6 protein-coding genes are annotated in these 15,617 nt (G+C 46.6%); all 6 read left to right on the top strand.

Translation table 11 applies throughout. The annotated features are described in order from the left end of the window. Positions 1-20: 20 nt before the first annotated feature. Positions 21-2,687, top strand: a complete 2,667-nt coding sequence (gene aceE, locus AEA42_RS20550; RefSeq protein ID WP_055648716.1) for a pyruvate dehydrogenase (acetyl-transferring), homodimeric type — start codon at positions 21-23, stop codon at positions 2,685-2,687. A gap of 12 nt (positions 2,688-2,699) precedes the next feature. Further along, on the top strand, positions 2,700-4,706 hold the full coding sequence (aceF, locus tag AEA42_RS20545; RefSeq protein ID WP_055648715.1) for a dihydrolipoyllysine-residue acetyltransferase: 2,007 nt from the start codon (positions 2,700-2,702) through the stop codon (positions 4,704-4,706). A 149-nt stretch (positions 4,707-4,855) separates the two neighbouring features. Beyond that, positions 4,856-6,283, top strand: a complete 1,428-nt coding sequence (lpdA, locus tag AEA42_RS20540; RefSeq protein WP_011715641.1) for a dihydrolipoyl dehydrogenase — start codon at positions 4,856-4,858, stop codon at positions 6,281-6,283. Positions 6,284-6,420: 137 nt separating this feature from the next. Next, positions 6,421-10,893: an EAL domain-containing protein gene (locus AEA42_RS20535; RefSeq protein ID WP_055648714.1), complete on the top strand. Its 4,473-nt coding sequence runs from the start codon at positions 6,421-6,423 to the stop codon at positions 10,891-10,893. A gap of 225 nt (positions 10,894-11,118) precedes the next feature. Beyond that, positions 11,119-13,338: a patatin-like phospholipase family protein gene (locus tag AEA42_RS20530; RefSeq protein WP_055648713.1), complete on the top strand. Its 2,220-nt coding sequence runs from the start codon at positions 11,119-11,121 to the stop codon at positions 13,336-13,338. A 211-nt stretch (positions 13,339-13,549) separates the two neighbouring features. Further along, the gene (locus AEA42_RS20525; protein WP_055648712.1) at positions 13,550-15,592 is read left to right on the top strand and encodes a M13-type metalloendopeptidase; all 2,043 of its coding nucleotides are present in this window, start codon (positions 13,550-13,552) and stop codon (positions 15,590-15,592) included. Positions 15,593-15,617: the final 25 nt, after the last annotated feature.

Raw genomic sequence — 15,617 nt, 5'->3', positions numbered from 1 at the left:
ATATAGAGAAGGACAGTGTCATGTCTGAAGATATGCTACAAGACTTAGATCCGTTAGAGACTCAGGAATGGGTTGATGCCCTGCAAGCAGTATTAGAACAGGAAGGCCCTGAACGCGCCCATTTCTTATTAGAGAAACTGATCGATAAAGCCCGTCGCAATGGCACACACTTGCCTTACACGGCGACCACAGCCTATTTGAACACCATTCCAGCGGGTCAAGAGCCGCACATGCCAGGCAACCAAGAGATGGAACGTCGCATTCGCGCCATCATCCGTTGGAACGCCTTAGCTATGGTTCTGCGTGGTTCTAAGAAAGATTTAGAGTTAGGCGGCCATATTTCGAGTTTCGCGTCGAGCGCAACCATTTATGACGTGTGCTTTAACCACTTCTTCCGTGCGCCAAACGAGAAAGACGGCGGCGACTTAGTGTATTTCCAAGGTCATATTGCCCCAGGTATCTATGCGCGTTCATTCTTGGAAGGTCGTTTAACGGAAGATCAACTGGCTAACTTCCGTCAAGAAGTGGATGGCAAAGGACTGTCTTCGTATCCGCACCCTAAGCTGATGCCTGACTACTGGCAATTCCCAACAGTTTCTATGGGTTTAGGCCCAATCCAAGCGATTTACCAAGCGCGCTTCTTAAAATATCTGACTGACCGAGGTCTGAAAGATTGTTCTGAGCAAACCGTTTACTGCTTCTTAGGTGACGGTGAGTGTGACGAGCCAGAAGCCTTAGGTGCGATTGGTTTAGCTGCCCGCGAAGAATTAGATAACTTAGTCTTTATCATCAACTGTAACCTGCAACGTCTGGACGGCCCAGTACGCGGTAACGGTAAGATCATCCAAGAACTGGAAGGCGAATTCCGCGGCGCTGGCTGGGAAGTCGTGAAAGTGATTTGGGGTCGTTACTGGGACCCATTATTGGCCCGTGATACCAGCGGTAAGTTATTGCAGTTAATGGAAGAAACCGTTGACGGTGAATACCAAAACTGTAAAGCCAAAGGTGGCGCTTATACTCGCGAACACTTCTTCGGCAAATACCCAGAAACCGCAGAAATGGTAGCGAACATGTCAGATGATGACATTTGGCGCTTAAACCGTGGTGGTCATGACCCAGTTAAAGTGTACGCGGCATTAGACCATGCGCGTAAGACTAAAGGTCGCCCAACGGTGATCCTAGCGAAAACCGTTAAAGGTTACGGCCTCGGTGATGCGGGTGAAGGTAAGAACATCGCCCACAACGTGAAGAAAATGGGTATCGAGTCTATCCGTTACTTCCGCGATCGTTTCAATATCCCGATCCCTGACGATCAATTAGAAGATCTGCCGTTCTACCACCCAGGTCCAGATTCGGAAGAAGTGAAGTACATGATGAGCCGTCGTGCCGCGCTGCATGGTAGCGTGCCACAACGTCGTGAGAAGTTCAGCGAAGAGTTGGAAGTGCCATCACTGAAGATTTTCGATTCGATCTTAGCAGGCTCAAATGGCCGTGAAATTTCATCGACCATGGCGTTTGTTCGCGTACTGACTGCGCTGTTAAAAGACAAGAAAATTGGCAAAAACATTGTGCCAATTATCCCTGATGAAGCGCGTACTTTCGGTATGGAAGGTCTGTTCCGCCAAGTGGGTATTTATGCTCACGAAGGCCAAAAATACGTACCGCAAGACTCTGACCAAGTGGCTTACTATCGTGAAGATAAAACCGGTCAAGTGCTGCAGGAAGGTATTAACGAACTGGGTGCAATGTCATCTTGGGTTGCGGCTGCGACCAGCTACTCAGTCAACGATACACCGATGATCCCATTCTACATCTACTACTCAATGTTCGGTTTCCAACGTATTGGCGACATGGCATGGGCTGCGGGTGATATGCGTGCACGTGGCTTCTTAGTCGGTGGTACTTCAGGCCGTACAACCCTGAACGGCGAAGGTTTACAGCATCAGGACGGTCACAGTCACGTACTGGCTAACACTATTCCTAACTGTATTACCTACGATCCAACTTACGGTTATGAAATTGCCGTTATCGTTCAAGATGGTATTCGTCGTATGTACGGCGAAAAACAAGAAGATATCTTCTACTACCTGACCACAATGAACGAAAACTACATCCAGCCTGAAATGCCAGAAGGTGCCGAGGAAGGTATCGTTAAAGGTATCTACAAGCTGGAAACGGTGAGTGGTTCTGGTAAAGGCAAAGTGCAGTTACTGAGCTGTGGCACCATTCTTGAGCAAACCCGTAAAGCGGCGCAAGCGCTGGCGAAGGACTTTGGTATCACTGCCGACGTATTTAGCGTGACCAGCTTCAACGAACTGACTCGCGATGGTCAAGCGGCAGAACGTTGGAACATGCTGCACCCAACGCAAACGCCAAAACGAGCGTATATCAGCCAAGTGATCTCCAGTGATGCGCCTGCAATCGCAGCAACTGACTACATGAAGATCTACGGCGAGCAGTTACGTGCATTTATGCCAACCGATTACAAAGTGTTAGGTACTGACGGTTTCGGTCGCTCAGACAGCCGTGACAACCTGCGTCACCACTTCGAAGTGGACGCTAAGTTCATCGTTATCGCGGCACTGAAGTCACTGGTTGATCGTAAAGAGCTGCCTGTTGATGTGTTAGCGAATGCCATCAAGGAATACGGCATCGACGCTGACAAGATCAATCCACAGTACGCGTAAGAGGCAATAAAAATGGCTGAATTAAAAGAAGTTTTTGTTCCTGATATCGGCGGCGATGAAGTACAGGTTATCGAAATCTGTGCTTCTGTGGGCGATACCTTAGCAGCGGAAGAGTCGATTCTGACCGTTGAAAGCGACAAGGCGACCATGGACATTCCTGCGCCTTTCGCGGGTGTGTTAGCCGAATTGAAAGTGGCCGTCGGTGACAAAGTCAGCGAAGGTACCTTAATTGCGATGATGCAAGCAGCGGGTGCATTCGCTCAAGCTGCTGCGCCAGTTGCTCAAGCTGCCACTCCTGCGCCAGCTCCAGTACAAGCGGCTCCAGCCCCTGCTGTTGCAGCGCCGGCAACGGGTGCAACCAAATTAGTTGAGGTCACTGTGCCAGATATCGGTGGTGACACCGATGTGTCAGTTATCGAAGTCTTAGTCGCCGCTGGCGATAAGATTGAGGTTGACGCTGGCCTTATCACGCTTGAAACCGACAAAGCGACCATGGACGTACCATCGCCATTCGCGGGTGTGGTAAAAGAAGTGAAAGTGGCTGTGGGTGACAAGGTTTCCCAAGGCTCATTAGTGATCATGCTCGAAGTGGGCGGCGCGGCTCCTGCTGCAGCGCCACAAGCGAGCGCGCCAGCAGCATCAGCTCCTGTCGCTCAAGCGGCTCCTGCTGCGCCAATTGCTCCAGTTGCAGCTGCAGCACCAGTGGTTGCTGTTAAAGAAATCCAAGTGCCAGATATTGGTGATGCCAGCAATGTCGATGTGATCGAAGTGCTAGTGTCTGTGGGTGATATGATCACCGCCGACCAAGGTTTGATCACGTTAGAAACCGATAAAGCGACCATGGAAGTGCCTGCGCCATTCGCCGGTAAACTGTTGTCGTTAACCGTTAAAGTGGGTGATAAGGTTTCGCAAGGTAGCGTGATTGCGACGATTGAAACTGTGACTGCTGGTGCAGCTCCTGCACCTCAAGCCGCCGCGCCAGCACCTGCACCAGTCGCCCAAGAAGTGGCACCAGCTCCTGTTGCAGCCGCGCCGAGCCGTCCACCGGTTCCACATCACCCAAGTGCAGGTGCGCCTGTGTCTACTGGTGCGGTTCATGCATCTCCTGCGGTTCGCCGTTTGGCCCGTGAATTTGGTGTGGATCTTACTCAAGTGACGGGTTCTGGCCGTAAAGGTCGCATCATGAAGGAAGACGTTCAGGCGTATGTGAAATACGAACTGTCTCGTCCTAAGGCGACAGCGGCAACTTCCGTTGCAGCGGGTAACGGTGGTGGTCTGCAAGTGATTGCCGCACCGAAAGTGGATTTCAGCAAGTTTGGTGAAGTGGAAGAGATTCCATTAAGCCGTATCCAGAAGATCTCTGGTCCAAACCTGCACCGCAACTGGGTAACTATTCCTCACGTGACTCAGTTCGATGAAGCTGATATCACTGAAATGGAAGAGTTCCGTAAGCAGCAGAACGACGCGGCGGCGAAGAAGAAAGCCGATTATAAGATCACTCCGCTGGTCTTTATGATGAAAGCTGTGGCGAAAACGCTACAACAGTTCCCTGTGTTCAACTCAAGCTTAAGCAGCGACGGTGAATCACTGATCCAGAAGAAGTACTACCACATCGGTGTGGCGGTTGATACGCCAAACGGTTTGGTTGTGCCAGTGGTGCGTGACGTGGATAAGAAAGGCATTATCGAGTTATCTCGTGAGCTGGCCGATATTTCTATCCGTGCTCGCGATGGTAAGCTCAAATCTGCTGATATGCAGGGTAGCTGCTTCACTATTTCAAGCCTAGGTGGCATTGGTGGTACTGCATTTACCCCAATCGTTAACTACCCAGACGTGGCGATTTTAGGTGTGTCTAAATCTGAAATTAAGCCTAAGTGGAATGGTAAAGAGTTCGAGCCTAAATTGATGTTGCCACTGTCGCTATCCTACGATCACCGCGTGATCGATGGTGCAATGGCTGCACGCTTTAGCGTGACCCTGTCAGGAATTCTGTCCGATATTCGTACTTTGATTCTGTAAACAAATAAGGCTGCTCATCTTGAGTGGCCTTTTGTTTATTGTGATCAGTATCAAACACAGGTTAAAATGCGCCCACCTTACGCGCTGGCGCATTTTCGGTTGGCAGGATTACTCCCCTCCAACGGATTGAATGAGAATTAGAGGAAAACATGAGTAACGAAATCAAAACTCAGGTAGTGGTATTAGGTGCAGGTCCTGCGGGATATTCTGCTGCCTTCCGTGCGGCTGACTTAGGTCTGGAAACCGTTATCGTTGAACGTTTTAGCACTTTAGGTGGCGTGTGTTTGAACGTGGGTTGTATCCCATCTAAAGCCCTGTTACACGTTGCTAAAGTCATCGAAGAAGCCAAAGCCGTTGCTGCACACGGTGTGGTGTTCGGCGAGCCAACCATCGATTTAGACAAGTTACGCAGCTTCAAGCAAAAAGTGATCAGCCAGTTGACTGGTGGCTTAGGCGGCATGTCTAAAATGCGTAAAGTAAACGTTGTTAATGGCTTCGGTAAATTTACAGGCCCTAACAGCTTAGAAGTGACTGCTGAAGACGGCACAGTGACCGTTGTTAAGTTTGACCAAGCGATCATCGCTGCGGGTTCTCGCCCAATCAAACTGCCATTCATTCCCCATGAAGACCCACGTATTTGGGATTCGACCGACGCATTAGAACTGAAAGAAGTTCCTGGCAAACTGCTGGTCATGGGCGGCGGTATCATCGGTTTAGAAATGGGTACGGTGTATTCATCTTTAGGCAGTGAAATCGACGTGGTTGAAATGTTCGACCAAGTGATCCCTGCGGCTGACAAAGACGTTGTTCGCGTATTCACTAAGCAAATCAAGAAGAAATTCAACCTGATCCTCGAAACCAAAGTCACTGCGGTTGAAGCCCGTGAAGACGGTATCTACGTTTCGATGGAAGGTAAGAGCGCGCCAACTGAGCCAGTACGTTACGATGCAGTATTAGTGGCTATCGGCCGTACACCAAATGGCAAGCTGATCGACGCTGAAAAAGCGGGCGTTAAGATTGATGAGCGTGGTTTCATCAACGTAGACAAACAATTACGTACTAACGTACCGCACATCTACGCTATCGGTGACATCGTTGGTCAACCAATGCTCGCTCACAAAGGCGTGCACGAAGGCCACGTAGCGGCCGAAGTGATCGCGGGTATGAAGCACTACTTCGATCCAAAAGTTATCCCATCAATCGCTTACACAGACCCTGAAGTGGCCTGGGTTGGTCTGACTGAGAAAGAAGCTAAAGAGCAAGGTATTGCTTACGAAACAGCGACTTTCCCATGGGCAGCCTCTGGCCGTGCAATCGCTTCTGATTGCAGCGAAGGTATGACTAAGCTGATTTTCGATAAAGACACTCACCGCGTTATCGGTGGTGCTATCGTGGGTGTGAACGGTGGCGAACTGTTAGGTGAAATTGGTCTGGCAATCGAAATGGGTTGTGATGCTGAAGATTTAGCATTAACTATCCACGCTCACCCAACTCTGCACGAGTCAGTGGGTCTAGCGGCTGAAATCTACGAAGGTTCTATTACTGACCTGCCAAACCCAAAGGCAAAGAAAAAGTAATTTAGCCGAGCTACAAAAAGCGCCTTAAGGGCGCTTTTTTATTGTCTTGAGAAAATTGTAACGCTAATGTGAATAAGCGGGTGAATTGAGGCTTTTGAACTGCTACAGTAAAACTATGGTGTTAAGTAAGTCGTCAAATGAAAAAAATAATAATCCACTTCCTTTTGGCATCAATATTGGTTTTTTGTTCAGGTCTTCATTCGGCTTGGGCGGGTAGTTTTGTACAACGGGTTTTTTCCGACAGGGACGGACTTGAAGCGACCAGTATTCGCGCGCTCACACTCGATGACCATGGTTTTATATGGGCTGCAACCGAGCAAGGTTTATATCGGGTTAGTAATTCTAAAGTGAGGCGAATTGATAAAACGGGTTCTGAGTTACGCCTTGCTGATGAGTTTTTGACAACAGTTGTCAATATCGATCGCGATATGCTGTTAGTCAGTACCAATGCCGCAACCTATCTTTATGACATCGCAAAAAATCAATTTACCCAGATGGGGTCACCTAATTTATTCCCTCATTTCCCTGGTGGAGTGTTAATTTCTGCTGCTCGTAAAAATGCCCAAGAATGGCGCTTGTTGATTGATAACGGCCAGATTTACGACTTATCCCCCTCAACCTTGACCTTAACTTTAGTGAGTCAGTTACCCGTTAATCGCGATCTACCCTGGCGCAAGTTATTGAGCATGCCTGATGGTCAGTTTCTTGTTGCGGGTCAATTTCAATTGTTACTCCTTAACAGTGCCGGGGAAAAAGTTGTTGATTACCAATGGACTGAACCTATGGGCAGTATTCTGGATATGCTTGAGGATTCAAAACAGCGTATTTGGATTGCAACGAGTCGAGGGATTTACCGATTAGAACCAAAAACCTTACAGATTTTCCCTGTTCCTGAATTACCCGATTGGAGCACTGCTATGGCTGAAGGCCATAATGGTGAGATTTGGTTTTCGAGTCGGGCAGGTTTATTAAAGTGGTCTCCAGATACCCATCAGATTGAAAATTATCAACAAGAGCTTAAAACTCAAGCCAATATGGAAACATTAAAGGCGATATTGTTTGATAAATCAGGTTTGATGTGGGTTGGGGGCTCTGGAGATGGTTTAGCCTTACTGGCCTCGCAACCGGATTTCATTCTTGATACTTATACTGGCGAACCGCCACACCAATTATCTGACGCTATGGTGTGGTCGGTGTTTGCGAGTGATGAAGGATTATGGTTTGGGGCGTCAAATGTCAGCTTTGTCGGGCGAAACACTCAAAAAGCAATTACCGTAGATATTGAGGGATTAAAGCCGCACGAGAGTGTTTACGGGATCAGTCGCTTTATTGACCACTATTTATTAGTTTCGACCACGAGTGGTTTGTTTGTCGTGGATAAGTTGACCTTAAAAGGGATCAGTTTTGCCCAGTGGACGCATGGTGGTGAAGCATTTAAAAATAAACTCATCTATGGCACTTATGCCGATCCCAAACTCAAAGGACGGTTTTGGATTGCAACGGGTACGGGGCTGTATTTTTGGGAGCAAGGACTGTTTGAGCCGCAGCCATTTAACTTTGATGGGGCAACTGGGAATTCGCCAGAGCTTAAGCGGCCGACCATTCGTACTTTATATCGAGCCTCTGACGGCAAGTTATGGATAGGTGGACGAAAGGTATTTGGTTATATTGACGAGCAAAATCTTTTTCACGATCAAAGACAATTGTTTAGTGGCTTAAACTCTGTGCCCTCAATTAGCCATATTGAAGAAATATCTCCCGGTGTGATGTGGTTTGGCTCCTATGAAAGGGGCTTATTCGAATTAAATCTCCACGGCGGCAAACTGGTATCGTTAAGTTCACAATGGCAAGTAAATTGTAGTTCGGTATTTTTTATCCAAAAAACAACCAATGCCAATGTCGTTGCCTGTGCTGATTCGCTAATTCGTCAAGATAGAGCGACAGGGCAAATCTCAATGTTTAACCAACTTGATGGCCTAATTTCTAATGAAATGAATGAAGGCGCCTATTTTTATTCTGCCGTTTCAGGTCTGTATATTGGTACTCCTGAAGGGGTGATGAACCTTGATGTGGACAAGATGGTCAACCGTATTGCCGATGATCATGTGATGTTGGAGTCGGTATCGGTTTATTACGACAACAATACCCAAGTTTCGTTGTTACCCAAACCGTTGATGGTGATTAAGCCTGACGCCAATATGGTAAGCCTGCAGATCACTAACCTCGATTATCTTGATGATTCGCCAATACAATTTAAATATCGACTCAGATATCAAGGGGAGGAAGATAACTACGTGCTGCTCCAAGGTGAGTCGCAGGTAAACCTCGCAGGCTTAGCAGCGGGAGAATATCTACTTGAGGTGTTAAGCCAAGTCAATGGAATCTGGTCAGATAAGCCCTTTACTTTTCCCTTCTATGTTGAGCAGCACTGGTGGCTGACTCAAGGGTTTAAAGGTCTATTATTATTAGTGTTTTCAATTATTGCACTGAGTTTAGCGTGGTATCGACAGCGTCAGGTTCGCACCTTTATGGCGATGAACCAAGCGCTAACCGAGAGTGATGATCGTCTCAGGCAATCGTTACGTGGCAGCGACTCTGATCTTTGGGAATGGCACAGGGATAGCCAATGTTTTTATCTCGATAACCGCGGTTATGTCTTGGGAAGTCATGCCAACGAAATTGTACTTACTCTTGAATCACTTCCCGTACATCCTTTGGATCGGGAAAAAGTACTGGTGCAATGGAATAGCATGCTTGCAGGAGAGGTTGATCGGTTTGAAGCCGAATATCGATATCATCGTCGCGATGGTAACTGGGGCTGGTTGAGGGTGCGTGGGCGTCCTGTGGCTCGTAATAAACAAACCCAAGTTATTGAGCGGGTAGCGGGGATTTATAGTGATATAACCTTGCAGCGGCAGCTTGAAGATGAAGTCAGTCTTTTAGCCCAAGCGTTTGAAAATACATCAGAAGGTGTACTTATTTTAGACGTAGATGAAAATATTCGTGTTGCCAATCATGCCGCTCAGCACATTATAGGCTCAGAACAACAGAGCTTAGTCGGCCTATCATTTTCGCAATTTGTGCAAATGAAGGATGGGTTATCTACGGAAGTTGCCCAGTTACTTGGTCAGGATAGCTCATGGACGGGTGAGCGTGAGTTAGTCGGACAAAACGGCCTAGTTTATCCCGTATGGCTTAACGTATCGGTGATGCAGTCACTGAATGAAAATGCCATTCACTATGTAGTAGTATTTTCAGATATCACTGAGCGGAAACGCACCGAGGCCGACCTTAGACGTCTGGCAAATTACGATGTATTAACAGGACTCCCTAACCGTTCGTTATTCGCCAATCGTTTGATGCAATCTATTCAAGCGGCTGAGCAAAGTGGTGAAAAGTTAGCATTGCTGTTTCTTGACCTAGATAGATTTAAGCATGTCAATGATTCCTATGGCCACAGTATGGGCGATGCACTCTTAGTTGAAGCATCTAATCGATTACAATCCTGTATCGGAAGTGACCATTTACTCTGCCGTTTTGGTGGCGATGAATTTGTTATTTTGCTGAAGAATGTTAAAGAGTTAAGTGATATTAACCACTTAGCTGAACAGTTGTTGGCACAAATCGTCGCGCCATTTAGGTTGTTTGGCCGCGAGTTTTATATTTCAACCAGCATTGGGATCAGTATTTGGCCCGATGATGCAATGCAGCCAGAAGCCTTCATAAAAAATGCGGATCTGGCCATGTATCATGCCAAGGAAGAAGGTCGTGGTAACTTCAAATATTATTCATCAGAGCGCAATGCCCAAGCGTTATACCATTTACGTTTGGAGGCTGATTTACGTAAAGCGATAGAGCGGCAAGAATTTGAACTGTATTATCAACCACAAATTGATATTTTGCAGGGGGATAAATTTATTGGCATGGAAGCACTCATTCGTTGGCGACATCCCGTCGATGGTTTTGTGCGACCCGATATTTTTATTAAAGTTGCCGAAGCTTGTGGTTTGGTTGTTGATATTGATCGCTGGGTTTTACGCCGTGCGTGTTCGGATGGGGCAAAATGGGCAATGCAAACCGCTGAGCCATTTAAATTGTCGGTCAATATTTCAGCTGTGCATTTCCGTCAACCAGACTTTATCGATGGCGTGAAGAAAATTCTCGATGCCACCCGTATGCCAGCTTCATCTTTATGCTTAGAAATTACCGAAGGAGTGTTAATGAAAGAGTTGCAAGTGGCTAAAGCCCACTTAATGCAGCTTGACGAGCTTGGCATTGAAGTCGCGATTGACGACTTTGGCACCGGATATTCCTCTTTAGCTTATTTACGCAATTTTGAGGTGAATACACTCAAAATTGACCGTTCATTTTTGATCGATATCGCCTCGAATTCTGCCGATCAGGCTATTGTGAGTAGTATTATTGAATTGGCACGTAACTTAAAATTAACCGTAGTAGCTGAAGGGGTTGAAACCGTTGAGCAGTTAGAGCAGCTTTTTAGCCGTGGCTGTTATATTGTTCAGGGCTATTACTTTGCCAAACCAATGTCTGTCAGTGATTTTGAAAAATATCTTCAGTTACAGTCTCCGCTTGACTCATTGCAATCTTAATCTGCAATTTATGTGTGTTTAATTGCGCATTTTTAGCCTCGGCTCAAGTTGGGGTTTTATGTTGAATTATCTGTTTACAGCACTTGTGTTTAAACGTAAATGAAATAACGCGATCATTAATGGCAAATTTTCAACTCATCGGTTCAGATAAAATATGACTGATGGTTAAATAGATAAATTTGCTAATATTAACTCGAAATTTTTTATCCTATAAAAGTACTCATTATGATGCGCCGAATAGTAGCTTCTCTCTTTTTATGTGTGTTGCTGACTCCCTTATGTGCGGCTGAACGGCCAAAAATAGGATTAGTGTTAAGCGGTGGTGGTGCTAAAGGCGCCGCCCATGTTGGTGTACTTAAAATTTTAGAAGAACATCATATTCCTGTGGACTATATTGCAGGTACGAGTATCGGCGCTTATGTCGCGGGTATGTATGCCTTGGGATACAGTGCAAGTGAAGTCGAAACCATCATGATGGGGGTCGATTGGGACAGCGGTTATTCGGATACCATTCCGCGTAACGTCTTGAGTTATCGAGATAAGCAGTTACGTGATCGTTACAATATTCCGCTCAACATAGGTTACAACGAAGGAGAGGTTAGGGCACCGAGTGGATTGTTGCGTGGGCAAACCATGTCGCAGCTATTACGCCAATCAACCGATCTGGTACAGCAATTTGGCGATTTTGATGCCTTAGCCATTCCCTATCGTGCGGTCGCGACGGATTTAGAAACCAGTTTGCCCGTCGTCATCGACCACGGCAGTTTAGTCAAAGCCATGCAGGCATCTGCGACTGTGCCGGGTGCACTGCAACCGACTCAGATCGATGGCAAGTTATTAGTCGATGGCGGTATTGCCAACAATATGCCCGTGGATGTGGTTAAGGCTATGGGCGCGGATATCATCATTGCCGTAGATATCGGCTCGCCGCTGGTGAAAAAAGACAAATTGAATAGCACGATTGCGGTGCTCGACCAGTTATCTAACTTCCTGACCAATGCCAGTACCGAAAAGCAAAAACAATTACTAACAGATAAAGACGTATTGATCCGTCCCGCTATCGATGCCTTAAGCACCACAGACTTTACCATCATGCCCTTGGCCCTGACGTTAGGGAAAGAAGCCGCCAACGGCCAGCTAGATAAATTGCAGGGCATGAGTGTCAGCGCTGAAGAATATGCCGCCTATGTGGATGCGAAGAAGGCCAAGGGCAAGTTATTAATGGCGGATGTGGCGCATCCTATTAAAGAAATCGTATTCGATAACCAGTCTAAGGTCAGTCTAAACCTATTGAAGGAAACCTTAGATCTGAAAGCCGGCCAAGCTGTGACTAAGGATGAGCTAAACGAGGCGTTAAAACGGATTTATGCCTTAAACAAATTTGAGCGCGTGGATGCCGAGTTTGTGGAAGGCGAAGAAGGCCGAGTGCTGACTGTGACTACCCGTGCTAAATCCTGGGGGCCAAATTACTTCCAACTTGGCTTTAACTGGGAAGATGATTTTAGTACCGATTCAGCCATCAGTTTCGACATGGCTTACACCATGACCGACTTAACCTTTAACGGCGGCGAGTGGCGTAACGAAGTCAAATTGGGCTTTGAAAAACTATTTGCGACCGAGTTTTATCAACCCTTGGATAGGGACCAAGAGTTTTATAGTCGAGCCCGTTATCAATACGATATTCATAATTGGGACTTGTACGATAACAACAACCGCGCCCTAATCTTCGACAAGAAGACTCACACAGTTGAACTGGGTATTGGCTATAACTATGTTTTACAAGGATTTATCGAGTTTGGTCTTGTGGCGGAAAAGGGCGTTATCGTCAACGATGCCTGGTTGCTGAAGGATTTTGATTTTAACTCCTACGGTGCTTACTTGAGGGTTGGTTATGACAGCTTAGACAGTATTAGTTTCCCGACTTCGGGTAACCGCATCACCTTAAATGTGTATGTGCGTAATGAAGATTTTGACGATGTCGTTGATAACAATAAAAACGAATTTAGTGTTCAGGTTGAAGCCGATTGGAAAGGCGCGCTCAGCGTTGGCAATCATGCCTTTGTGGGTAAAGCGTCGCTTGCGACAAATAATAATGACGGACTTAATACGTTACACTTGTCCGATTTGGGCGGTTTCTTAAACCTTTCTGGTTATCACAAGGACTCGCTCACAGGGGCGCATAAGCTCTTTGGCGCCTTTGTCTATCAGTATGATCTGGGCCGAGATGCCTTATTAGGTATGAGAGATTACCCACTCTATTTAGGGCTAAGTTTAGAGGCGGGAAATGTATGGTATGAACGCTCAGAGGTATCCCTCTCAGACCTTATCTATGCTTCTAGCCTTTACATAGGCACAGATACTTCCATGGGGCCGGCAGCACTGGGCTTTGGTATTACAGATATGGGTGATAAATCCTTGTATTTATTTGTCGGTAAAGCCTTCTAAATCGATCGAAGGGCATAACTAAGGTTATGCCCTTCGTTTTTCCTGCTGAACACTATTCCCGCATAATCTAAAAATCGCGTTTATACTGGTTTGCGCAAATATCACTAAGTGTCATAACCTTTTACAAAATCTTGCTACAGCCAAACTAGGCAAAATGCTAAGGTTTTGCAGGAAAAAATAACAACACTCTCAACGGAAGCTGGGGAAAACAATGAAGAAGATTAGCACACTGGCGCTGGGGATTGCCCTGAGCCTAGGTTTAGCCGCTTGCAGCAGCGAGCCTAAAACTGAAGTCGCCGCGGTTTCTGGCATTGAATTACAAAACTTTGATGCCTCAGTTCGCCATCAAGACGATTTTTATTACAGCGTGAACGGTAAATGGTTAGCGAATACGCCTATCCCTGCCGACAAGTCTAACTACGGTGCATTCTCTGTGCTGTACGATCAAAGCCAAGATGCGTTGAAAAAAATCATCGATGCCGCCGCAGCGCAAAAAGATGCTGCTCCTGGCTCTAATAATCAAAAAATCGGTGACTTTAACGCCAGCTTTATGAATACCGATTTGCTCGAATCCTTAGGTGTAACCCCATTAAATCCATTACTGGCGGACATCTCTGCAGTGAAAAATCACAGTGAATTACCCGCGGTGATGGGGAAATTACTCACCAGCGGTTCAGGTATTCCCTTTGGTTTCTACGTTAATAACGACGCGAAAAATTCTACCCAATATGCAGTGTATTTAAGCCAGTCGGGCTTAACCTTGCCAGACCGCGATTACTACTTAAAAGATGACGCTAAGTTTGTCGCTAATCGCCAAGCAATGGCGAAATATGTGACTGATATTCTGACTGAAGCAGGCTATAAAAATGCAAAACGTGCCGCGAAAAACGTAGCCGACATCGAGATGATGATCGCTAAGAGCCAGTGGAGCCGCGTTGAATCTCGCGATGCTAACAAGTCTTACAACAAACTGAGCCGTGCCGAGCTGCAAAAACTCACTGGCAAGTTTGATATCAATGCCTTTGCGACCAGTGCGGGCCTTGGCGATAAAGTGACTGAAGTCATCGTGCGTCAGCCATCATACTTAGAAAAGTTAGGCGCTAATTTTGATGCCTTCCCCGTTTCAGCTTGGCAGGATTACTTAACGTTCCACTTAGTGGATAGCTATGCTGAGCTGTTAAGCAAAAACTTCGTTGACCTTAACTTTGCCTTTAAAGGCAAAACCTTAATGGGTATTGAAGAACAACAACCACGTTGGAAAAAGGCGGTAGATGGCGCCGACCAAGTGATTGGTGAGTTAGTCGGTGAGGAGTACGTTAAGCAATATTTCAAACCAGAAGCAAAAGCCCGCATGGAAACTATGATCAAAAATCTGATCAAAGGTTTCGAAGTCAGTATTAATGAGCTCGAGTGGATGACGCCAGAAACTAAAGTCGCGGCTCAGGAAAAACTGTCTAAGTTTACCTACAAGATTGGTTATCCAGACAAATGGAAAGACTACACTGCGCTAGAAATCAAGCCTGATGAGCTGGTGGGCAACTATATGCGTTACGCCCAGTTTGAATATCAAGACATGATCAACAAGCTCGGTAAGCCAATCGATCGTACCGAGTGGCATATGACACCGCAAACGGTGAACGCTTATTACAGCCCAGTTGGCAATGAAATCGTATTCCCAGCGGCGATTCTGCAACCGCCATTCTTCAATATGGAAGCCGATGATGCGGTTAACTACGGTGGTATCGGTGCGGTAATTGGCCACGAAATCAGCCATGGTTTCGACGACCAAGGTGCTAAGTACGATGGTGACGGCAACCTGCGTGATTGGTGGTCGGATAAAGACCGTGAAGAGTTCCAAAAACGCGGCAAGCAACTGTCGGCGCAGTATTCTGGCTATGAAGCCTTGCCCGGTAAGTTTGTGAACGGTGATTTAACCTTAGGCGAAAACATCGGTGACTTAGGCGGGTTAACCGTAGCGGCGCGTGCCTATGCGATGAGCTTAAACGGTAAACCTGCACCAGTGCTCGATGGCTTAACGGGTGAGCAGCGTTTCTTCGTCGGTTGGTCACAGGTATGGCGCCGCAACTACCGTGATGAAGAGTTAGGTCGTCGTTTACTGACTGATCCACATTCACCTAGCCACTACCGTGCTATGGGTACACCGCGCAATATTGAAGCTTTCTATAAAGCCTTTGAGCTGAAAGAGAGCGACAAGATGTATTTAAAACCAGAAGAGCGCGTAAAAATCTGGTAATCCATAGGATGAAAATGAAAAAGCC

Origin of the sequence: Shewanella sp. Sh95, assembly GCF_001308045.1 — a bacterium.
Lineage (GTDB): Bacteria > Pseudomonadota > Gammaproteobacteria > Enterobacterales > Shewanellaceae > Shewanella > Shewanella xiamenensis.
The sequence above is the reverse complement of the archived record's forward strand: the minus strand, read 5'-3'. Positions and strand labels throughout refer to the sequence as shown.

Excerpts from the sequence above, each read along its gene's own strand:
- lpdA (WP_011715641.1), top strand. The coding sequence starts at position 4,856 with ATGAGTAACGAAATCAAAACTCAGGTAGTGGTATTAGGTGCAGGTCCT.
- AEA42_RS20525 (WP_055648712.1), top strand. The coding sequence starts at position 13,550 with ATGAAGAAGATTAGCACACTGGCGCTGGGGATTGCCCTGAGCCTAGGT.
- aceF (WP_055648715.1), top strand. The coding sequence starts at position 2,700 with ATGGCTGAATTAAAAGAAGTTTTTGTTCCTGATATCGGCGGCGATGAA.
- AEA42_RS20535 (WP_055648714.1), top strand. The coding sequence starts at position 6,421 with ATGAAAAAAATAATAATCCACTTCCTTTTGGCATCAATATTGGTTTTT.
- AEA42_RS20530 (WP_055648713.1), top strand. The coding sequence starts at position 11,119 with ATGATGCGCCGAATAGTAGCTTCTCTCTTTTTATGTGTGTTGCTGACT.
- aceE (WP_055648716.1), top strand. The coding sequence starts at position 21 with ATGTCTGAAGATATGCTACAAGACTTAGATCCGTTAGAGACTCAGGAA.